The 20,372-nt window shown below is 61.0% G+C and carries 26 protein-coding genes; 6 read left to right on the forward strand and 20 right to left on the reverse strand.

The window, feature by feature from the left end; all coding sequences use genetic code 11:
- From PH551_RS17190 to PH551_RS17235, 10 genes are all read right to left on the reverse strand, one after another.
- Complete coding sequence (locus PH551_RS17190) at positions 1 to 873, reverse strand: ABC transporter permease (RefSeq protein WP_285193909.1); 873 nt, start codon at positions 871 to 873, stop codon at positions 1 to 3.
- A 103-nt stretch (positions 874 to 976) separates the two neighbouring features.
- Positions 977 to 1,987, reverse strand: a complete 1,011-nt coding sequence (locus PH551_RS17195) for an ABC transporter substrate-binding protein (protein ID WP_285193910.1) — start codon at positions 1,985 to 1,987, stop codon at positions 977 to 979.
- A gap of 47 nt (positions 1,988 to 2,034) precedes the next feature.
- A complete protein-coding gene (locus PH551_RS17200) occupies positions 2,035 to 2,358 on the reverse strand; it encodes an NIPSNAP family protein (RefSeq protein ID WP_285193911.1) in 324 nt (107 codons plus the stop codon).
- Positions 2,359 to 2,363: 5 nt separating this feature from the next.
- Entirely contained in the window at positions 2,364 to 3,827 is a 1,464-nt protein-coding gene (locus tag PH551_RS17205) for an aldehyde dehydrogenase (RefSeq protein ID WP_085780826.1), read from the reverse strand.
- Between the two features lie 4 nt (positions 3,828 to 3,831).
- Positions 3,832 to 4,872 (reverse strand): LLM class flavin-dependent oxidoreductase, encoded by a 1,041-nt coding sequence (locus tag PH551_RS17210; RefSeq protein ID WP_285193912.1) that lies wholly within the window; start codon positions 4,870 to 4,872, stop codon positions 3,832 to 3,834.
- On the reverse strand, positions 4,869 to 5,804 hold the full coding sequence (locus PH551_RS17215) for a flavin reductase family protein (RefSeq protein WP_285193913.1): 936 nt from the start codon (positions 5,802 to 5,804) through the stop codon (positions 4,869 to 4,871). The genes PH551_RS17210 and PH551_RS17215 overlap by 4 nt, the downstream gene beginning before the upstream one ends.
- Positions 5,801 to 6,646 (reverse strand): alpha/beta fold hydrolase, encoded by an 846-nt coding sequence (locus PH551_RS17220; RefSeq protein ID WP_285193914.1) that lies wholly within the window; start codon positions 6,644 to 6,646, stop codon positions 5,801 to 5,803. The genes PH551_RS17215 and PH551_RS17220 overlap by 4 nt, the downstream gene beginning before the upstream one ends.
- 14 nt (positions 6,647 to 6,660) lie before the next feature.
- On the reverse strand, positions 6,661 to 7,263 hold the full coding sequence (locus tag PH551_RS17225; RefSeq protein ID WP_085780822.1) for an amino acid synthesis family protein: 603 nt from the start codon (positions 7,261 to 7,263) through the stop codon (positions 6,661 to 6,663).
- Between the two features lie 460 nt (positions 7,264 to 7,723).
- On the reverse strand, positions 7,724 to 8,419 hold the full coding sequence (locus tag PH551_RS17230) for a GntR family transcriptional regulator (RefSeq protein ID WP_085780821.1): 696 nt from the start codon (positions 8,417 to 8,419) through the stop codon (positions 7,724 to 7,726).
- A gap of 143 nt (positions 8,420 to 8,562) precedes the next feature.
- Positions 8,563 to 9,936: an FAD/NAD(P)-binding protein gene (locus tag PH551_RS17235; protein WP_285193915.1), complete on the reverse strand. Its 1,374-nt coding sequence runs from the start codon at positions 9,934 to 9,936 to the stop codon at positions 8,563 to 8,565.
- 201 nt (positions 9,937 to 10,137) lie between these two features.
- Here PH551_RS17235 and tauA point away from each other — a divergent pair, with 201 nt between their 5' ends.
- Genes tauA through PH551_RS17250 form a run of 3 tightly spaced genes read left to right on the forward strand, consistent with a single transcriptional unit; the run spans position 10,138 to position 12,843 of the window.
- A complete protein-coding gene (gene tauA / locus PH551_RS17240; protein ID WP_285193916.1) occupies positions 10,138 to 11,151 on the forward strand; it encodes a taurine ABC transporter substrate-binding protein in 1,014 nt (337 codons plus the stop codon).
- A 52-nt stretch (positions 11,152 to 11,203) separates the two neighbouring features.
- Positions 11,204 to 11,992, forward strand: a complete 789-nt coding sequence (locus tag PH551_RS17245; RefSeq protein ID WP_085780818.1) for a taurine ABC transporter ATP-binding protein — start codon at positions 11,204 to 11,206, stop codon at positions 11,990 to 11,992.
- Positions 11,989 to 12,843: an ABC transporter permease subunit gene (locus tag PH551_RS17250; protein WP_285193917.1), complete on the forward strand. Its 855-nt coding sequence runs from the start codon at positions 11,989 to 11,991 to the stop codon at positions 12,841 to 12,843. The genes PH551_RS17245 and PH551_RS17250 overlap by 4 nt, the downstream gene beginning before the upstream one ends.
- Positions 12,844 to 12,870: 27 nt before the next feature.
- On the opposite strand, the gene PH551_RS17255 is transcribed toward PH551_RS17250, so the two are convergent.
- The 7 genes from PH551_RS17255 to msuE form a co-directional block, all read right to left on the reverse strand.
- Positions 12,871 to 13,632, reverse strand: coding sequence for a gamma-glutamylcyclotransferase (locus PH551_RS17255; protein WP_285193918.1), 762 nt, complete (start codon positions 13,630 to 13,632; stop codon positions 12,871 to 12,873).
- Between the two features lie 2 nt (positions 13,633 to 13,634).
- On the reverse strand, positions 13,635 to 13,943 hold the full coding sequence (locus PH551_RS17260) for a hypothetical protein (protein WP_097599040.1): 309 nt from the start codon (positions 13,941 to 13,943) through the stop codon (positions 13,635 to 13,637).
- An 11-nt stretch (positions 13,944 to 13,954) separates the two neighbouring features.
- Positions 13,955 to 14,536 carry an RBBP9/YdeN family alpha/beta hydrolase gene (locus PH551_RS17265; protein WP_285193919.1) on the reverse strand — a complete coding sequence of 194 codons (582 nt, stop codon included), beginning with the start codon at positions 14,534 to 14,536 and terminating at the stop codon, positions 13,955 to 13,957.
- On the reverse strand, positions 14,533 to 14,685 hold the full coding sequence (locus PH551_RS17270; protein WP_198175576.1) for a hypothetical protein: 153 nt from the start codon (positions 14,683 to 14,685) through the stop codon (positions 14,533 to 14,535). Before PH551_RS17270 ends, PH551_RS17265 begins: the two co-directional genes overlap by 4 nt.
- Positions 14,686 to 14,697: 12 nt before the next feature.
- Positions 14,698 to 14,874 carry a hypothetical protein gene (locus PH551_RS17275; RefSeq protein WP_198175575.1) on the reverse strand — a complete coding sequence of 59 codons (177 nt, stop codon included), beginning with the start codon at positions 14,872 to 14,874 and terminating at the stop codon, positions 14,698 to 14,700.
- Positions 14,875 to 15,005: 131 nt separating this feature from the next.
- Positions 15,006 to 15,203 carry a hypothetical protein gene (locus PH551_RS17280; RefSeq protein ID WP_085780814.1) on the reverse strand — a complete coding sequence of 66 codons (198 nt, stop codon included), beginning with the start codon at positions 15,201 to 15,203 and terminating at the stop codon, positions 15,006 to 15,008.
- Positions 15,204 to 15,213: 10 nt separating this feature from the next.
- Positions 15,214 to 15,774 (reverse strand): FMN reductase, encoded by a 561-nt coding sequence (gene msuE, locus PH551_RS17285; RefSeq protein WP_085780813.1) that lies wholly within the window; start codon positions 15,772 to 15,774, stop codon positions 15,214 to 15,216.
- Between the two features lie 407 nt (positions 15,775 to 16,181).
- Here msuE and PH551_RS17290 point away from each other — a divergent pair, with 407 nt between their 5' ends.
- The 3 genes from PH551_RS17290 to PH551_RS17300 all read left to right on the forward strand — a co-directional run bounded on the left by PH551_RS17290 (position 16,182) and on the right by PH551_RS17300 (position 17,397).
- Positions 16,182 to 16,364: a hypothetical protein gene (locus tag PH551_RS17290; RefSeq protein ID WP_285193920.1), complete on the forward strand. Its 183-nt coding sequence runs from the start codon at positions 16,182 to 16,184 to the stop codon at positions 16,362 to 16,364.
- Positions 16,354 to 16,974, forward strand: a complete 621-nt coding sequence (locus PH551_RS17295) for a helix-turn-helix domain-containing protein (RefSeq protein ID WP_221112986.1) — start codon at positions 16,354 to 16,356, stop codon at positions 16,972 to 16,974. The genes PH551_RS17290 and PH551_RS17295 overlap by 11 nt, the downstream gene beginning before the upstream one ends.
- 72 nt (positions 16,975 to 17,046) lie before the next feature.
- Positions 17,047 to 17,397: a hypothetical protein gene (locus PH551_RS17300; protein ID WP_285193921.1), complete on the forward strand. Its 351-nt coding sequence runs from the start codon at positions 17,047 to 17,049 to the stop codon at positions 17,395 to 17,397.
- 257 nt (positions 17,398 to 17,654) lie between these two features.
- Here PH551_RS17300 and PH551_RS17305 read toward each other — a convergent pair whose 3' ends face one another.
- The 3 genes from PH551_RS17305 to PH551_RS17315 all read right to left on the reverse strand — a co-directional run bounded on the left by PH551_RS17305 (position 17,655) and on the right by PH551_RS17315 (position 20,372).
- Complete coding sequence (locus PH551_RS17305) at positions 17,655 to 18,572, reverse strand: fatty acid desaturase (RefSeq protein ID WP_285193922.1); 918 nt, start codon at positions 18,570 to 18,572, stop codon at positions 17,655 to 17,657.
- A gap of 101 nt (positions 18,573 to 18,673) precedes the next feature.
- Entirely contained in the window at positions 18,674 to 19,270 is a 597-nt protein-coding gene (locus PH551_RS17310) for a 2-hydroxychromene-2-carboxylate isomerase (protein WP_285193923.1), read from the reverse strand.
- A 67-nt stretch (positions 19,271 to 19,337) separates the two neighbouring features.
- Positions 19,338 to 20,372: an LLM class flavin-dependent oxidoreductase gene (locus PH551_RS17315; protein WP_285193924.1), complete on the reverse strand. Its 1,035-nt coding sequence runs from the start codon at positions 20,370 to 20,372 to the stop codon at positions 19,338 to 19,340.

Here is a 20,372-nt window from a genome sequence, read left to right on the forward strand (position 1 = left end):
TCAGCGTCCTCCCGGGTTCTGGCTGCCGAAGAACCGCAGTTGCACGGCATAGAGCGACAAGGTCACCACCAGGAGCACCAGCGCCGCCGCACCGCCCATTCCCCAGTTGACCAGCGACTGCACGAACTGCGCGATCAGCTCCGCGAGCATCATGTTGGCGGTACCGCCGAGAAGCGACGGCGTCACGAAATAACCGAGCGACATGACAAAGACCATGAGGGCGCCGGCCGCCATGCCGGGCATCGCCAAGGGCAGCAGAACGCGGGTCAGGCACTGCCAGCGGTTGGCGCCGCAAAGGGCTGCGGCCTGCAAGGTCGAGGGGTCGATTTTCTTGATCACGCCGTAGAGCGGCAGGATGATGAAAGGCAGCATGATATATGTCATGCCGATCGTCACGCCTGTGAGATTGTTGACCAGCGCCAGCGGCTGGTCGATCAGGCCAATTCCCATCAGCATCTTGTTGATCAGCCCCGTCCGCTGCAACAGCACCATCCAGGCATAAGTGCGGGCCAGCAGATTAGTCCACATCGACAGGAGCAGGATCGCAAAGATCACCGACGTCAGCCGGCCGGGCATGATCGCCAGCGCCCAGGCCACGGGAAAACCGATCAAAAGCGAAATCACCGTGACAAAACCGGAGACGATGAAGGTATTGGCGAAAATCTTGAGATAGGTCGCCGACCCGATCAGTTGCGCATAATTGCCAAGACCCGGGACCGGTTCCAATACGCTTCGCAGCAGCAGGACCACCACCGGAACGACGAAAAAGATTCCTACGAAGGCCAGAGCCGGAACGACCCCGCCAAAACCTGTTGCCCTGCGCGCCTTTGGCAGAGGCATGATCGCGCCGGAGGCATCGCTATACGTCGTCATGACAGTCCTTCCCACCCGTCAATTCCGCAGGCGCCATCCGACAGGCGTCGCTGCGGGAGGTACGGCGAACATTTCGCCGTACCCGTTCATCTGAAGTCTCAGCCTATTTTGCCTGCCAAGCGTACCACTTCTCGCCGATGGTATCGCGATTGTTGGCCCAGTAGTTCATATCGGCATTGACTTGGCTTGCCGTCTGCTGGTCCGGCAGGGTCTTGGCGGTCTCCGGGTCCATCAGCTTGGCCGACTCGACATTGATCGGCGCATATCCGGTAGCCTTTGCAAGGGCGGCCTGCGGTTCGGCGGAAGTCGCCAGTGCAATGAATTTCATCGCAGCCTCGGCATTCGGCGCGCCCTTCGGCACGACGAGCGCATCCGCAGCGGTGATGTTCTGCTCCCAGGAGGTCTCCACCTTAATGCCGGTTGCCGCAAGGGCGGTCATGCGGCCGTTCCAGACGCTGCCGAAGGGCGCCTCGGCGGAGGCGAGAAGCTGCTGCGACTGCGCGCCGCCCGACCACCAGATGATGTCAGACTTGATCATATCGAGCTTCTTGAAGGCGCGGTCGAGATCGAGCGGATAGAGCTTGTCGGCAGGCACGCCATCGGCAAGCAGCGCCGCTTCGATCACGCCGGGAGCCGACCACTTGTAGAATGTGCGTTTTCCCGGAAACTTCGCCGTGTCGAACAGGTCAGCCCATGTCTTCGGGCAGGCTTTGACGGCATCGGCGTTGCAGCCGATGACGAAGGAATAATAGAAGCTGCCGACCGAATAGTCGGTGACGAAACGCGGATCGAGCTTGGACTTGTCGATGACGGAGAAGTCTAGCTTCTCGAGCTGGCCGTTCCTGCCCGCCTGGGCTGCGTAGTCACCTTCGACGTCGACGACATCCCAGGCGACCTGGCCGGCCTCGACCATCGCCTTGAGCTTACCGTAATCCGTCGGCCCGTCCTGCACGACGGTGACGCCGGTCTTTTCAGTGAAGGGGCTTGCCCATGCGGCCTTCTGTGCGTCCTGCGTCGTTCCTCCCCAGCTCGAGAAGACCAGGTTGTCGGCCCTGGCCGGGGCGGAGACCGCCACGAATGCGGCAACCGCCGCGAAAGCAAATGCTGTTTTCATGTTCCCTTATCCTTGTTCTGGTTTGTCCTACGGTATGCCTTATGCCGTCAGTGCGCCTCGCTCCTGGGAGAAAAGCTTGCTGGCTTCATAATCTTGTTTTCCGCCACCTCGATCAGATCGCGAATCTTGGGCAGGAAGGCCTGCCACCGGGGGTCGGCCAAAAGCCGTTGACGGCGCGCCTCGCGGTCGTCCAGGCTCGCAAAGGCCCAGATGTGAACGATTTCGTTGATCGTCCCGATCTCCGAGAAGAAGTAGCCGACCAGCGTGCCGAGATGGCTCTTCTGGATCTCGATACCCTCTTCCTCGAGGACCTTGAGATATTGCGGGATCGCGCCGTTCTTCAGCCGATAGGTCCGGATTTCGTAAAACATCGGCGTCATCTCATCACGAAGGGATCGGGGATCGGATCGTCCGACGTCCGGAGCCAGATCGTCTTGGTGCGGGTGTAATCGAGCGCCGCGGCCATGCCGCCTTCCCTGCCGTGGCCGGACAGGCCGAACCCGCCGAACGGCGCGATCGGCGAGACGGCACGGTAAGTATTGACCCAGACAATGCCGGCGCGGATGCCCTTCATCAGCCGATGCGCCCGTGTCAGGTTCTGGGTGAAGAGGCCGGAGGCGAGGCCATAGCGGGTATCGTTGGCAAGCCGCAGCGCCTCGGCCTCGGTCTCGAAGGATACGACCGACAGGACCGGTCCGAAGAATTCCTCGATCAGCGAGGGCGAGGCGACATTGTCGCAATCGAGGATCGTCGGCGGGAAGTAAAAACCTTCGCCGTCGATCTTGCTGCCGCCGGTCACGAGACGGGCGCCGCTTTCGATCGACTTTTCGACGAGGGCGCCGATATTGTCCTGCTGGCGCTTGGTGGCGAGCGGGCCGACCTCTGTCGCCATGTCGAGTGGTGCGCCGATCCGGATCGCCTCAGCCTTCTGTCGCAGCAGGGCGACGAATTTGTCCTTGACGCTGCGCTCGACGATCAGGCGTGATCCGGCAACGCAGCTTTGTCCCGTTGCGGCGAAGATGCCCGCGACCTGGGCGTTGGCGGCGCTTTCGAGATCGGCATCGGCAAAGACGATGAAGGGCGACTTGCCGCCGAGTTCGAGCGAGGTGGAAGCAAGATTTTCTGCCGAGTTGCGAACCACCTGCCGCGCGGTTTCAGGACCGCCGGTGAAGGCGACGTGGGCCACCTTCGGATGGCGGCCGAGGGCAGCGCCGCAGGAGGCGCCGAAACCGGTGATGATATTGACGACGCCGGCGGGAAAGCCCGCCTCGTGCACGAGACGCGCAAATTCGAGAAGCGGCGCCGGGCCGTCTTCCGAGGCTTTGACCACCATCGTGCAGCCGGCGGCGAGCGCCGGACCGATCTTGACCGCCGACAGGAAGAGCTGGCTGTTCCACGGCACGACCATGGCAACGACGCCGATTGGCTCGCGGCGAAGCCAGACATCCATGTCGGGCTTGTCGATCGGCAGATAGGAGCCTTCGATCTTGTCTGCTATGCCGGCATAATAACGATAGTACTCGGCGACATAAGCGATCTGCGCGGATGTTTCGCGGATGATCTTGCCGGTATCGCGCGTCTCCAGTTCGGCGAGAACCTGCGCGTTGGCGGCAACGAGGTCAGCCAGCCTGTAGAGCAGCTTGCCGCGTTGCGTCGCGGTCATCTTCGCCCAGGGACTGTCGTATAGCGCCTTTTCGGCAGCGTTCACGGCCCGGTCGACATCGCCCTCGCGCGCTTCTGGCATCTCAGCCCAGACCGTGCCGGTCGCCGGATCGATGCTGGGATAATGAGCCTCGCCGTCAGAGAACTCGCCGCCGATATAATGTTGGAAACGCCGCATGGTCCTACTCCTGAAATGCCGGCATGACCTCGGTGATGAAGCGCTCGAGCGACGCCTTCTTGCGCTCGAAACTCATGCCGGTGTCGATCCAGAAGGAATATTCGTCGTAACCGAGCGCTTCATAGGCCTTCAGCCTCGCGATAACGGTCTCGGCGTCGCCAACGACATTGTTGGTGCGCATGACCTGATCCGACAGCATCGCATTCGCTCGGATCTGCTCGTCCGGAATCCGCTCGATCAGGCCTTGGTTGACCGGCTTCTCATTCTTGAACCAGGCGAAGAAATAGTTGTAGTAAACGCTGAGCTCATGGGCTGCCTGGGCGACGTCTTCTTCCGACGAGCCGACATAGGTGTGGCGCAGCAGCATGATCTTCGGCCGCGCGATTTCAGGATTCTTGGCGCAGGCATCGTTGAAGCGGTCAATCAGCGACTGAACCTCGTCGTCACCTTGCCAGAGCGGCGTGACCTGGACGTTGCAGCCGTTGGCGACGGCGAATTCATGCGAGTTCGGATCGCGCGCCGCAACCCAGATCGGCGGGTGCGGCTGCTGCAGCGGCTTCGGCGCCGAGGTCGTCGCGGGGAACTTGAAGAACTCCCCGTCATGGGCATAGTCGCCCTTCCATATGCCCTTGACCGCCGGGATGAGCTCGCGCATCCGCTGGCCGGCGCCCCAGGCATCGAGGCCCGGGAGCAGGCGTTCATATTCGAAGGAATAGGCGCCGCGCGCAATGCCGATATCGAGCCTGCCGTCGCAGATGATGTCGGTCATGGCAGCTTCGCCGGCAAGCTTGATCGGATGCCAGAAGGGGGCGATCACCGTCCCGGTGCCAAGCCTTGCCCGGGATGTGCGGCGGGCGAGATCGGCAATGGTGACGAACGGGTTGGGCGCGATAGTAAAATCCATCCCATGGTGCTCGCCCGTCCAGATCGCATGCATGCCGCCCTGGTCGGCGATGTCGCAGAGCGCGACGAATTCGTCGTAGAGGCTCTTGTGGCTCTGGCTGGCGTCGAGCCGTTCCATATGGACGAAGAGGGAGAACTTCATGCTTTTGCGCCCTTGGCTGGAATGGGATGAACTTTGCCGCCGGTCTCGTCACCGAAATAGACGCCGAAATTGCCGATCGAGCTTTCCATCGCGAAACGGGTGACGATGTCGGCAGTCGAACTGGTCTTGAATTGCGCACCCGACAAAACGTCCGGTTTCAGGAACCTGCCGCTCGCCGGTTCCCCATCGCCGGCGACGGCGTGGTAGACGATGTGCTGCTTGCCGTCGCTCTTGCCCTCGTAGACGGAATAGAGAAAGCCGATGCTGACGTTCAGCCCGGTTGATGTCTCCAGGTATTTTTCCAGCGCCTCGGTCGGGTTGCCGTCATGGGCGTCGATGCTTGGAAGGGAAAGCACCTCCTCGCCGAGGAGCAGAACCTCGCCGCGGCGTTCGACGACGGCCGCAAGTTCGATGTTGCCTTCGGCTGCCGCCGAAACCGCCTTGCTTGCGAGCGTCGGCGTGAAGTAGCCGCCGCGGGCATAACCGAGACCGTTGCGGCCGCTATTGTCGAAGGATTCGATGCGTCCCATCAGGATGACGTGGTCGCCGGCCTCGATGACCTCTTCCATGGCGCATTCGAACCATGCTGCTACGTTCGAGAAGACCGGGCAGCCTGCCGCCCCTTTGGTCCATTCGACCGCCGCAAATCGGTCTTCAACAGGGCGCGCGAAGGTATTTGACACGTCCTTCTGCGTTTCCGACAGCACATTGATCGCGAAATGCCGCGCGCCGGTCATGGTGGCGAAGTTGCGCGATGTCTTGGCAAGGCAAACGAGGAGCAGTGGCGGGTTGAGGGAGACCGAAGTGAATGAATTCGCCGTGAACCCGATCGGATTCCCCTCGCCGTCGCAGGCGGTGACGACGGTCACGCCGGTCGGAAAAGCCCCGAATGCATCTCGCAACGCCCTGGGATCGACAGTCTGGATTGTCATCGTTCATCCTCCCCGAACGACAGCCACTCAGCGAGCTGCGAATTGACGATATCCGGCGCGGTCAGGTTCACCATGTGACGATGACCTTCGACGATGCGGGCCCAGCCCTTGGGCGCAAGCGCCGCCATCTGCGTTGCCATCAGAGGCGTCGAGTTCGGATCATCCGATCCCGTCAGGAACAGGGCCGGGCCGCGGACGTCCTTCCAGCGATCGGCGTAAGTTTCGTCTCCTCCGGCGAAGGCAGCGTAAGCGACGGCATAGCCTTCCGGATCGACGAGGCTCAGCCATTCCCGTGTCAATTCACGCGCAACGAGGCTGTCCGGATCGTCGCCGAACCAGCGAGCCAGGGGGCCTTCCTTGTCAACCCCCGTTACCGGAATGGCGGCAGCCCGCGCAAGGACGGCAGCCTTTGCTTCAGGGTCGCGCCTGTAGACGCCGTTGAGATATGCGACACGGCTGATCCGTTCGCCGAAGGTCGCCGCCGCCCCGCCGGAGACCAACGCCCCCATGGAATGTCCGGCGACATTCGTCATTTCGATCGCCATGTCGTCGAGAAAGCGCCCGAACCAGGCGACGAACTCCTCGAGGCGGCTGCCCGCCGCCAGCTTCGCGCTCTCGCCGTGTCCCGGCATATCGACAGCGATGACGCGATGACCGGCCGATAGAAAGGCGATCTGCGGAGCCCAGGCCTCGAGCCGCATGCCGACGCCATGGATCAGAACCAGCGGTTCCCCGCTACCGGACTCGTGATAGGCCGTTCCGCTTGCCGTCCTCTTTCGGGGCAAGGCACCGGCGGCGCTCGTTGCTGCAGCGGCGTCTTTGCTCGATCTGGCTGTCAGCATGTCAGAGCGCTCCCTCAAACGCCCGCAGGATTGGTGACGTCCTGCCCCAGGTCTTTCAGATCCTGGTAACGGTCGCCAATGCGGTGATGCGGACGTCCGCCGACCGAAGCGCCGAGAGCCACGACGATCTCGTCGGCAGCAGGCGCGTCGGGGATCGAGGTCTGGATGGTCAGATAGTGCGAGCGGCGGCCTTCGTCATTCTTGTCCATCAGCGGGATCATGATCGGCGCATTGGCAGGGCCGCGTGTGTTACAGAAGGCGAGATAGGATTTGGCACCGACGGCATGGCGATAGAAGTTGCCGAAGCGCAGCGTGTGAATGAGCGCGGACGCGTGTTCGATCTCGCCGTCCAGGCCGACAACGGCGGATTTTCCATAGGCTTCGACAGCCTCGCCCGAACCGACGGCATCGACGATCATCTTGGTGAGCAACTCGCCAAGCACCGGCGCGCCCGCATGAATTTTGGGCTTGAGGTCTTCGACGAAGCCCTGCCCTGCCCAGGGGTTCTTCACGACAGCATAGGCGGAGAACAGCTTCAGCGGCACGGCCGCGGCCTTGCCGCCTTCGATTAGCGTCGTTTCGATCAGCAGTCCCGTCTTGCGAATTTGAATGGCCACCTGAACACCTCAATCTCGTTAATGTGTATTATGGTATACCATATTATCTGACTGTCAAGTTCGTTGTAGGCGCGGCGTCGACAGAGCCAAGCGCCGTTCAGGATATTCGCCAGAAAACAATAGATGACCGCTTCGCCAGCCTCTGCATGGGCCACGAAGGCATTTGCTCGGGGCGCAATAAGGTCGTTTAGTCCCCGATAGTCTCTTCGTTCCTGTCCATTGTTGTCAGCTGACACAGCCCGTGCGCACGGCGGCCCACCGGCTCGCAGGGAGGCTGCAAGGCAGAAGGATTCAAGCCAATCCATGTCAACTTGGATATTATTTATTATGGCATACCATCACATCGGACAAACTGGGTGTCAAGAGTGTAGACTCTCCGGCATCGTAACCCGTATGATGATAGAAGATGGTGCGAATGGCTTCGCCCGCTTGCATTGGAAGCTGCCGCGGTTGCCCGGTGTTACTCGGCGGACTTCTTAGCCGACAGCACCGCTTCGGCAATCGCGCTCGCGGCAGCGACATGATCCATCGCCGCCCGGTAAGCGCCCTCGCCGTCGCCGCGACGGATGGCGTCGACGATCTTGGACATCTGCGCTGGCCCTTCGATGCCGCGCCTCTCCGTCTTGATCGTCATCGAGCGCAGGTGGTTTATGCGCACGGTGAGGAGATTGACGACACCCCAGGCGACGTGCCTGTCGACCATCGTGAACAGCGTTTGGTAGAAGGAAGAGGTGTTGGTCAGCACTGCTGCCATATCGTTGTCGCGATAACTGTTGCGGATCCCGGCAAGGGCTTCCTCCAGCGCGGCTACGATTTTGGGACTTCTGCGTTCCGCGCAGAGCCGCGCCGCCATACCCTCGAGAGCGCCGCGGATCTCATAGATCTGCTTGGCTTCCTCGATGTCGAGCTGCGCGACGATCGGTCCCTTGTTCGGCAGATTGGCGACGAGCCCTTCCGATTCCAGGTGCCTCAGAACCTCGCGTACCACCGTGCGGCTGACGCCGAGCTGGGCGCAGAGGTCACGTTCGACAAGGCGGTCGCCGGGGCGAAAATACCCATTCACGATGGCTTCGCGGACCTTGTCGAGTGCCAGCTCCCGCAATGTCTTCGCAGGACGCTCGACCCTGATTGCTGCGTCCTTGAAAGCACCGCTCATTCTGCACCTCAGAGTTGGACCGGCTTCGCACGCTCAAGAACTCGCGGCAGCCAGGTTCGAAAATCGTATTATGGCGTACCACGCACTGTAGCTGGCGGCGGCCGGCAATTCAACAGCACCGAGTGACCCTGGGGATAGCCGGTCTATGACTCGGCCGCTGGCCGCCGCCGCGCGACGATCTCTTCGACCACGGCCTTGGCCTGCACCCGAATGTCGGGGACGGCGGTAATTTCCCAGAATTGTCCCGCCGTCAAGGCGCCCACCGCAAACAGCCGGACAGGCGAGATCCGGGATGACCCTATAACCTCGGAAGCAGCATTCACCTGAATGCCGAGGCCGAGAGGATCGGCGGCGATCAGCTGAGACCGGTTCATTTCCTGCAAAAGCGGTGAATGGCTGATGCCGGCGCGCTCCATCCCCGTGCAGTTGATCAGCCAATCCGCCTTGATTGCGGCGAGATCGCTTGTAGCTCTAACTCTGTATCCGGCAACGAGCCTACCCTCCTCGGCCTCGAGCAATTTCAGGAAGCCGGCGTGGAATCGAACGGCTCCTTCCGAGACGAGTTGGTCGAACCTGTCGAACACGACAGGCGCGACGCGGTGACGGTGGATGTTCCACCAGGGAAGCGCATGCCTGAGGAAGCGGGCCCGCTCCTTGTTGGAAAGCCGCTGCCAGAGAGCCTGTGTTTGCGGTCTCAGGCCATCCATCACGCTTCGCCAGTCGTCGACCGACCTGCTCTTTGCCCGCAAGCTCTTCAATATGCCGCTGATCGTCGTGGGAAGCGCCTCAACGTCAATCGGCAGAGGCGCGGGAGGATTTCTCGCATGCCCGAGCGGCGCAAGCCCGCGGCGCGAAAGCACGTCAATCCTGCCCCTATGGCCGTGAGCACGCAGAGCCAGAACCTGATCGATCATCGTCAGGCCAGAACCGAGGATGCAGACCGTATCGGACGATGCGACGCGTCCCAGCCAGGAGAGCCGCCAGGGGTTCTCGATGATGCGCGGCCGCATCGACAGCGGTACGGCCGCCGGGTCGACCGGCAGCTTGGCGTTGCCGACGCCGAGGCAGAGCACCACGTTCCTGCCGGCAATCTCGTCGCCATTGCCGAGATGGAAGGCCAAAGTGCTGTTGTAACGTTCCACGCATCCCGCCGCTTTGGCCCGGATGAAATCAACCCGACAGCGGCCGTCCCGCTTCCGAAGCAGCTGCGCGAGTGTATCCCTGACATAGAGACCGTAATCGCTGCGCGAGGCGAAATCGCCGGCCTGCAGCCGCCGCCCGCGATTTTTCAACCAGTCGACAAAGTCGTCGGGCTGATGCGGCAGCAGGCTCATTCGGCCCGCGGCTACGTTGAGGCGGTGGAGGTAAAGTTCCGTCCGGTATGCCGTGCCGCGGCCGAAGCCGGGATCATCGCCAACGACGGCGACCGCCGCCGAAGCGGGAAGCTGCTCGATGAGATTGCAGGTCACGGCTATCGCCGAAAAACCGGATCCGACCACGATAACATCATATATCAACGCATTCTCCCTGACGGTCCACACCTTGGCTTCTGCCGCTCACTCGGCCCTGAGACCGCGCCAGCGGTAGAATCGCGAAAACAAATATCTCCATTGTCTATAAATATAGTTTGTTATTTCTCCCGCTAGCCCATTCTCACCCGTTAGGCTTTTGAGGGTGAGATCAAGGGCCGGATGTGGCCCTGAACAAAGGGGCTCAAGATGAATTTCAGAAATTTGATTGCCGCGATCGCCGTCGGCGTCGGAACACTTGCAACGGCTTTTGTCGCCGAGGCGGCGGATAAAAAGGTCGTCGTCGGCTATCAAACCGACGCGCTGCCGTCTTCGGTTGCGATCGCCAATGGCGAATTTGCCAAGGCGACCGGTTATGAAATCGACTTCCGCAAGTTCAATTCGGGGGCCGAGATCTTTGCAGCCATCGCCTCGGGCGATGTCCAGGTCGGCTATGTCGGCTCCAGCCCGTTCGCGGCCGCGGTATCGCGCGGGCTCGAGGTCAAAGCCTTCTACCTGGCATCCATCTCGGGGATCGACGAGGCTCTTATCGTCCGTAATGGCTCCGGCATCGACAGCCTGAACGATCTGAAGGGCAAGAAGCTTGCCGCCGCGCCAGTGTCGACGGATCACTATCAGCTGCTGGCACTGATCAAATCGCTGGGCCTGACCGAAAAAGACGTCCAGGTCTTCGCCATCCCCCAGCCGGAAATCGTCGCAAGCTATAATCGCGGCGATATCGACGGCGGCTTCGTCTGGGATCCGGCGCTAACCGAGCTGAAGAAGAACGGCAAGGTCCTCGTGACCTCCAAGGATGTGGCGGACAAGGGTGCACCGACCTTTTCCGCCTGGGTTGCGACCTCCAAGTTCGCCGCCGACAATCCGGATTTCCTCAAGAGCTTCGCTTCGGTCGTCACCAAATATTACGCATCCTTCGCGGCGGACAAAGCCGCCTGGGGTCCCGACAGCGATAACGCCAAGTCGCTCGCCAAGCTTCTTGGCGGCACGCCTGAGCAGCAGGCTTCGGCCCTAAAGAACCTGACGCTGCTCACCCCCGAAGTCCAAGCTTCCGACGCCTGGCTCGGCGGCGGCGAAAAGGCGGGCGCCGGCAAGATCCTCAAGGACACGGCATCCTTCCTGAAGGAGCAGGGCAAGGTGCCCGGCGTGCTGGACAATTACGGCAGCTTCGTCACCGCCGACGCGCTCGCCGGCGCCACAAACTGATCCTCCCCGACGCCGGCGCGCCCGCGCCGGCGTCTAACGTGCGAGTTCCTCTATGCTGAAAGTCGATCACGCCAGCGTTTTTTTCTCCGCCCGGGACGGGCGGACCGTTCACGCGCTCGATCGCGTGTCTTTCGATATTCCCGAACGCGGTTTTGTCGTCGCACTCGGAGCCTCGGGCTGCGGTAAGTCGACCCTTCTTAACGCGATTGCCGGTTTCCTTCCGCTTTCGGATGGCCGGATCACGCTCGATGGCCGCAGCGTCGAACGTCCGGGTGCTGACCGCGGCGTCGTGTTCCAGAAGGACTCGCTGCTGCCTTGGAAGTCCGTCATCGATAACGTCGCGCTCGGGCTGAAATTCGCCGGCTTAGGCCGGAAGGAACGGCAAGCGCAGGCGCTGGAGCTGCTCCGGCTCGTCGGTCTCGACGAGTTCGCCGGCGCCTTCCCCTACGAATTGTCGGGCGGCATGCGTCAGCGCGTCGGCATCGCGCGGGCGCTGGCGACTAATCCCGACATCCTGCTGATGGACGAACCGTTCGGCGCGCTCGACAGCCTGACGCGCGAGCAGATGCAGGAATTGCTGGTTTCCGTCTGGAACAAGACGGCGAAGAAAGTTTTCTTCATCACCCATTCGATCGAAGAGGCCCTGTTCCTCGGCACGCAGGTGCTCGTCATGTCGCCTCGGCCCGGGCGCGTCGTGGCCCGCTTCGACCTCGACTTCGTCACACGCTTTGCCGAAACAGGAGATGCCCGCTCGATCAAGGCCTCGCCAGAATTTGCCGAGCTGCGCGAGCAGATACGCGCCATTCTCCACAGCACCGAAGATTTGAGGAGCGTCGCATGAGCGATATAACACAGGCTCCGCCTATTACGACTCACACCGAGGATCGCCAGGTCAAGCTGGTAAAAATGGCCGGCTTCGGCGCAGGCGAGAGATCGACGGTGGCCATCAGCGTCGCCACGGCCCTCGCCATATTGCTGCTGTGGTGGTTCGTCGCCGCGCTTGGCGTCGTTCCGCACCTGTTTCTGCCGCGCCCGGACGAGGTGCTGACGCAGATCGGCGTCATCTATCATGACGGTTATGCCGGGGCATCGCTCTTCGAGCATGTCTCTGCGAGCCTGTTCCGCATCGTGGTCGCCGCCCTCATCGCGATCTCCGCCGGCATTCCGCTCGGCTTGCTCATGGGGCTTAACCGCTGGGCAAAAGGCGTGCTCGACGCGCCGATCGAATTCTACTGGCCGCTTCCGCCCCTTTCCTACCTGCCGCTGATGATTATCTGGCTCGGCATCGGAGAGACGTCGAAGATCACGCTCCTGGTGCTTGCGATGTTCGCCCCGATCTGCCTCTCGGCTCAGGCCGGCGTTCGTTCGTTGCCGATCGAGCGCGTCAATGCCGCCCGTTCGCTCGGAGCAAGCCGGCTGCAGCTCTTCCTGGACATCGTCCTGCCCTCGGCCCTGCCGGAGATTCTCACCGGCATCCGCATCGCGCTCGGTGTCGGCTGGAGCACGCTGGTTGCGGCCGAACTGATCGCCTCCACCCGCGGGATCGGCTTCATGATCATGTCGGCTTCGCAGTTCCTGGCAACGGACGTCGTCTTTGTCGGCATCGCCGTCATCGCGATCTGCGCCTTCACCTTTTCGGCCGCCGTCCGCTTCCTCGAGGCCTTCCTCGTTCCGTGGAAAGGCAAGCTCTGACCGAATGGCAGGCAGCAGGCACCCATATCAATGACTGCCTGCTGCCTCGGTCAGTCCATGTATGGCGACAAGTTCGTCCGCGACCAGCTTCTGAAGCCGCCATAGATTGCGGTCCCGAATGCCGCGCTCCTCCAGGTGCTTCACCGTCAGATAGAGATATTCGGCGCAGGAGCCCATATGCCCGCAGGCCCTGGCAAGCACACGCGCCACGGTCTCCAGCGGCAATTTTCGCGAAACACGCTCGCCTTTCGGGCCCGCCCAGAAGACCAGCGCACGCACAAGCCCATCTGCAGTCGCGACAGGAATCCAGCGAACCGTCGCAGCGTCCTCGATCGAGCCGACCTCACGGCGGATCAGCCGCCGAAGCTGGCCAAGGCGATCCTTATCGGCGAGCCGGAAAAGGATGCCGTTGCAAAGTCCACCGCGGTCGAGAGCCATCATCAGGCCCGGCTGGGACTGCGTCCCCCGCCAGCGGGTCATCTTCAGGCAGAAGGACCGATGCCAACCCCTGGCCGCACCCTGCTGCCATTGGATGGCATCGAAATCGGGCTTCCATATCAGCGATCCATAGGCGAAAATCCAAAGCGGTCCCGCGCCGGATTCGAGAAGCAGCCTCATGGCGAGCGTCTCCAGCTCCGCTTCGGTGAGCGGGGTCCGATGCGGCTCCGGACCTGGGTCGGCCTCCGGGCGTAGGCTCAGCGATACGAGCGCATCTGTGAGCGCACCGCCGAACATGCGGGCCTCGCTTGGCTGGATCACCGCCTGCTTGCGCTCCCGGATCGCAGTCACGTTCAATGCACCGTAAACTTGGCCGCATCCGCCCGGCGCCGCTCCAGGCTGCGGATCAGCATCGCGGCCTCCCTGACGATCGCCGAAAACGTCGCGTCGTCGGCATCGGCGATCCGTCCCGTCATATCGCGGATGATCGTCGTCAAATGGATGATCGAATGGCGGTTCTGCGCATCTTCCGGTCCGAGTTGGCTGTCGGCCATCGCAAGCAGCGCCTGAACCAAATGATTGATGGTCTGGCGGCGCCTGCTTCGCGGGTCGGCATTCGGGTCTTCGGTGAGCCGCAGGAGATCGGCGACGATGTCGGACATTGCGCTTCCACTCACATCGAAAAAGCCGGCAGCATGGAAACGGCGCGCTTTCGAGCACCCGAGCGCGTCTTCAAGGCTTCCAGCAGCCGGTAGCCGTTGCGCCAGCGTCCGAAACCGCTGGCGATATTGATGTGGCCGGCCAGGCCGATATTCCGGGTCTCGGCGTTCCACAGCCGACCGAACAGGGCCAGGCGGTCGACGGTCATATAGGCGTCGTTCATGCTGCCGACGACGATGCTCGGAAAAGGCAGAGGCGCCGTCGGCATATCGCCGAAGGAGATTTGTCCAGGGTGCAGGACTTCGGTAACGGGCAGGTCGCATGGTGCGACGAGCAAAGCTCCCTTCACGCGGCGCGCAACGCTCCGGCCGGCGAGCCTGGCGGCTAGCAGGCATCCGAGACTATGGGCGACCAGATAGGCCTCACCTGCCTCTTCGAGCGCGCTTTCCAGCCGAAACAACCACTTGTCGACGTTCGGATGATCCCAGTCGTCCTGGATGACGCAACGACTGTCCGGGTGATCCTGCAGCCAGTGCCGCTGCCAGTGTCCTTCTGCCGAGCCGAACAGACCGGGAAGGATAAGGACTTCGTTCATCGGATCAACCCGATCACTAGAGCGAACAGGAATATGAACGAGCCCGTGGTCGTGCAGATTCCGGCGGCATTCCGGAATAGCGACATGATGCTGCCCGTTGTTCTTTTCGCACGATGCCGACCGAGGCCGGGTTCAATGATGATAGCCATCACGTGACCTCCTCAATACCAAAGGCCGGGCGTCGCGCCCCAATAATGAAGTTCGTATTCGCGGGCAGACCAGTCCCGCTCTTCGTCGCGAGTGAGCAATTCATTTGCGGGCTTGCGCCCAGCTGCCGGCTTTAGATCAAGAAAGCGGTCGACCGCGAGCTTCAGCCAGGATTGGAAATCAAGCTTCATGCGAATCTCCTGTCCGGAACCGATTTTCTTCGGCTAAAGCGCGTCACACCAAATTGAGTCGTGCGGCGCGCCTCAGGTCATTGTTCGATGCGGGTCGTTCAAGACCGCGACCCACCTTTGGGTAACCTGCATCAGGAAATCAGCGAATGACGTCGCGCATTGGCAAGAAGATCGCCAAGCGATGCGGTCGGTCCGTAGAGCATCAGCAGTCGGTTCTCTTCCCGCTTGGCGAGGCGATATCGCCGTGCGAATTCAAAGACGCTCCACATCTGCTCGCCCGCCTCGGGCTTTTCAGCATCGTCGGCCGATACCTTCTGAAACCTGACCATGACGATGATCCTATTCGGCCGCCGCCAGCGCCGGCTTCACCTCAGGGAAGAAAGCAGCCAGTTCCCCGACCACCTCGCCGATCCGGTTCGAAAGCGCGTCCGAGGAGACCGCATAGTCGGTAAAGTCGCGGTCGGAGGCGTAGACGGCCGTCGGCAAGGTATGGGCCATGAAAAAGCCGAAGAGCGGCCGAAGCTGATGCTCGACCATCAACGCATGCCGGTCGCCGCCGCCGGTCGCCGTGATGATGATCGGCTTCGCCCGCAGTTCATGCGGGTCGATCAGATCGATGAGGTGTTTGAAATGGCCGGGATAGGAACCCTTGTAGGTCGGCGAACCGACGATCAAGGCATCCGCCTGCACGATCTCGTCGATGACATGCTTGGCCTGCTCGTCAAGGTCCTTGCGCCACAAGGCGCTGCCGAGCGACGGGCCGACATCATGCAGATCATAGGTCCTGCTCGTAAAGCCGTATCGATCGGTCGCAAGTTCGGCGACATGCCGGACCAGAGCCAGTGTCTTGGAAGGACGATTGAAGCTGCCAGCAATGCCGACGAGTTTGAAACCTGACATTGTTTTTCCTCTCTTAAGACTGGTCAATTATTGTCTACAAAATTGATAGATAAAAGGAACGAGCGTTCTTCGTTGCTCTTATCGTTGAAAAAAACATCCGCCACAGATCCGGCACGCATAAGCTGCATCACGACATCATCCGGAATCACTGATCTCTGGGCCCGCACTCGGGCCAAAGACCGCAGCGATGGGAACAGGGCCGGCTGTGATGAAGACCTCTGAAACGGAACGCCTATACGACGAACCTAGGGCAAGAGGCTTTGCGAACGCCGCCATAAATGGCTTTGCCGCAAGGTCGAATATTATTGGTATAAGATTTCCGGTTGAGCCTGAGGATTGGACGAGATGTCCTGCCCTTCCCGCAAGAGAAACTATAGCATTCTTATAGTTTTTAGCGGGAGCTTTTCATGCCAGTGCAGACGGCTGACGTCATCGATTTCCAGGCCTACCGGCAGTCGCGCAGCAGACATGCTGATGCGGCGAAGCCATCCGCTCCGGTATCCTTTGCGATGCAGCCGGTCCTCATGTGGGTGCCGTATTGGGGTTTCGTCCCGGTCATTGCAATGGGCATTGCAGGATATGGCGCCTGATCAAGTGCTCCTTTCCGGCGGCGAAGCGAGAGAGACTGCCGACGAGATCACGGCTCAGACAGGACAGAACCTGCGGCGCATTCGCACCCGGCGTGGCTATTCTCTCGACAGGCTGGCAAAGATCGCCGGTGTCAGCCGCGCGATGCTCGGCCAGATCGAGACCGGCAAGAGCAGCCCGACCTTAAGCATCCTCTCGAAGATCGCGCTTGCACTCGGAATTCCCTGCGCCGCTCTTATCGCCGAACGCGGCGAAACCCCGATCGTTGCCGTGCCGCGGGCAAAATCAAAAATCCTCGCCTCTTCCGACGGGCGCTTCCAGACGCGGGCTCTTTTTCCCTTCGAAGGAGAGAGGAAGGTGGAATTCTACGAGCTAAGGATTGCTCCGCACCACACCGAAAACGCCGACGCCCATCAGCATGGAACGGTCGAAAATCTGGTCGTCGCGCAAGGCACGGTCGAAATCATTGCCGGCAGGCAGGCGCCGCATATCCTCGGTGAAGGCGACGCCGTCATTTTCGATGCTGACGTGCCTCACCTCTACCGAAACATGACCGGAACGGAGGCGATTCTCTACCTGGTGACGACCTATCTCGAAGACGTTCGCGTCTGACGCAAAAAGCCCCCGTCTCCGGAGGCTTTCGGTCATTTCTTTGGGCGCATCTTGCAGGTGCGCTGGAGGCGGATGGCTCATGCCGCCATCATGCAGCACATCATCATGCCGCCGCAATTCATCATGACGGGCATGCCGCCCGACATCATGGACATCATGCGCTTGCAGCATTCCATGAACATGTCCTTGTCCATGCCTTCCATCGGCTTCATTTCGCAGACCATGCCTTCTGCCGTCATGGTGCACTTCATCGAGCCCATCATCATCATCATCGGCATCATCGCGCCATTCATCATCGGCATCACGGGCAAGCCCGACATCATCGGCATCATGCCACCCATCATCGGGTTCATCATGGCGGGCATCATGTTGTTCATCATCGGCATCATGTTCATGGCGGGGTTCATCGTCTCTCTCCGGTAAATAGCGGCGTTTCGCGTTTCGATGAAGCGGGAGATAAAAGAACCATTTGCAGCAAACAATATAAAAAATTCTTCCCTTATCTTTTCCTCCAACAGAATGGAACGGTTGCGCTAGAACTGCGCAACATAGCCAATATAACAGAATTCCGTCCGTTATACTTGCCCCACGGCGCGGCAGGCGCTTCGCCCTTCCCGGCAGCTCACGGTCAAGCGCGCGTGCCATGACGAGCGCGCGCTCGCTGCGCCGGGAGCGCGGCTCTATAAATGACGGGGGTGCGTCGGATCGTCGTGCGGCTTCAGGAGGAAGCGACGGGCAATGTCCAAATAGCCGTCATAGACAAGCCCGCCATTGGAGCGCACGAGCGTTTCGCGATTGTGGCGATAGATCTTGGGAAGGCGATACCAGGAAATTCCGGGCCGGCGATGATGGAGGACGTGCAGATTGTTATAGAGGAACAGCAAGCCGAAGAGGTGGCTGTTTTCGACGATGGCGGTGCGTTCCTGATGGCTTTCGGCATATCTGTGCTCGGCATAGGATCTGAGCCGCGTCATCGCTGCGCCGACATAGACGAAACCGAGATAAAGCCAGACCGGCACGCCACAGAGGACCGTCGCCCAGACAAGGACGGCGGCGACGCCTGCACCGTGGACCGCCCATATCCGTCGCCTTCCCGGTTCGTTCGCCCATATCAGTCGCCATTCCTGCCCAAGGAAACTCAACAGCATCACCGCAGGGCCGATGGTCAAACGGCCGAACAGTGTAGTGTTCCACCGCGCCAGCAGCCTGCCGGCCGCGCCGAGCTGTTGCCAGGCGGCCTTGGTGAAATAGGACGATTCAGGATCCTCGATCGGATCGGTCAGATATTCGTCGCGATGATGCTCCAGATGGCTTTCCCTATAGATCGGATACGGCAGCCAGAGCGACAGCGGTATCGACCCGATCGCGTCGTTTATCCATCGCTTTCCGGTCGGATGGCCATGGATAACCTCGTGCTGGAGGGAACCGTGCCAGGCAATCAGCCAGCCGCCCGCGAAGACGGCCACGATCGCCGGCAATGATTGCCACCACCAGGTGAGCGCAAGAAATCCGCCATGGATGACGAGCGCGAGAATGACGGTCGGCCATTCCGTCGAACGCGGAATGGCTCCGGCCGCCTGTGAAATCCTGTCGGGCATGCGTGCGATTTTCCCCATCAACCACGCCAATCTAGCGAAGGCCATCAAAGGCAGGGAACAAAGACCATCTATTTTATAGACTTCTCTGAAAAAATCCGTCTCTAAGGCCTGTCGCCGCGGAGATGACGTTCGAGAAAAGGCAGATTGTCCTGCCCCCAATAGAGTTCGCCGTCATGGACGTAGGTCGGGAAGCCGAAGACGCCGCTGTCGCGCGCATGCACGCGGTCGGCCGACCATTTGTTCTGAACATCGTCGTCTGCCTGGCGCCTGAGCAGCACGGCGCCATTGAAACCGGCGGCGTTAACGATCGCCTCGCGCACATCCGCCTTGCCTATATCCTTCGCCTCGCTCCAGAAGGCATGCTGCAGAGCACGGGCCACGCCGATCCAGTCCTGCCCGTCGAGATAGGCCGCAATCACGAAGAGGGACGCCGGTGTTGGGTCGCTGAGCTCGGGGCGATGCTCGAGGAACAATTCCTTGCCGCGCACACGGGCCCAGCGTTTGAGATCCCGAGTCCAGTAAGCGCGGCGGATTTCCGGGCGGTTGCGCGAAAAGATGCCGCCGTTTTCCTCGACCACCGTCGTCAAATAGGGAGTGATGAGGACGTCGTTGTGCGCCGCCAGCTCGGTAAAGGCATCGAAACCAATGTATGACCAGGGAGAGCCGATTGAAAAGAAGTATTCTACCGTTTTGGTCACTGATGAATGTTCCTCGTAGAGTGATTGTTCAGCCATCGAATGGCCCAGATCATCGGTTTGGCGAGATTTAGGAAGCGGCGCGAATTCCGGCTTGCGCTTTCCATCCGAGCGCGGGTGCGATCGTTGTCACGAAATCGTGGAGGATCTGGCGATATTGCTCATGCTCGAACTCGTAGGGGAGTTCCAGCCTCAGTTCGCTGACCTCGGGCAGAATCGGATCTGAAAATAGCCGCTCCAATATCTCCTCCGGCGTGCCGACGATATCCCGGGCGAACAAGGTTCGCCGGTCGCCTTGCGGCGAGAGCGTCCGCTGATGGCGGCCGTCGGCATAGTCGCGGTAACGGCGGCGTGTGGCCGCATCGGCGCTGTCGAAAGGCACGATGACGCGGCCGAGCGCGATACGGCGCTCAGTACCAGAGGCGCGATAGGTTTTGATGAGCCGGGACTGAGCGGCGAAGAAATCGTCGGTCCCCTCCCCGGTTATGACGTTGCCGGTCAATAGGTTGAAGCCATTGCGGCCGGCCCATTCGGCCGAGCGCTGCGACCCGCCGCCATACCAGATGCGGTCGATCAAACCTTTGGCAAAAGGCCGCAGGCGCGGCCGCTGGGGGCCGAAGGGCGTCTTGATGAAGGTTTCATCATCTCCGAGATAGGCGCCGCGCAGATTATCGGCGAAGCGCAGCACGCGATCATGCGAGAAATCGTAACGCGTCCAATCGCCGTCGAAGGCGAGCGGGCCGATCAGTTCGGCATGCAGCGGCCGGCCGGCACTGACGCCGATGTTCAGCCGCCCGCGCGAGAGAATATCGACGGTGGCAAGGTCTTCGGCCAGCCGGTAAGGGCTTTCATAACCGATCGGGATGACCGCCGTTCCAAGCTCGATCCGGCTGGTGCGCTGTGTGGCCGCCGCCAGGAAGGCGCTCGCTGAAGAAATCCCCGGCTCCAGATGCCGCTGGCGGACCCAGGCGCTGTCGAAGCCCAGCTCCTCGCCATATTGCAGTTGCTGAAGCGTCTGCTCCAATCCCGACAAGGGATCATCGTCTGGATAATTGCCGGGGGTGAGGAAGCCGATGTGGCTGATCGATATATCGCGGCCGCTCAT

It is taken from the genome of Rhizobium atlanticum (genome assembly GCF_030182485.1).
Lineage (GTDB): Bacteria > Pseudomonadota > Alphaproteobacteria > Rhizobiales > Rhizobiaceae > Rhizobium.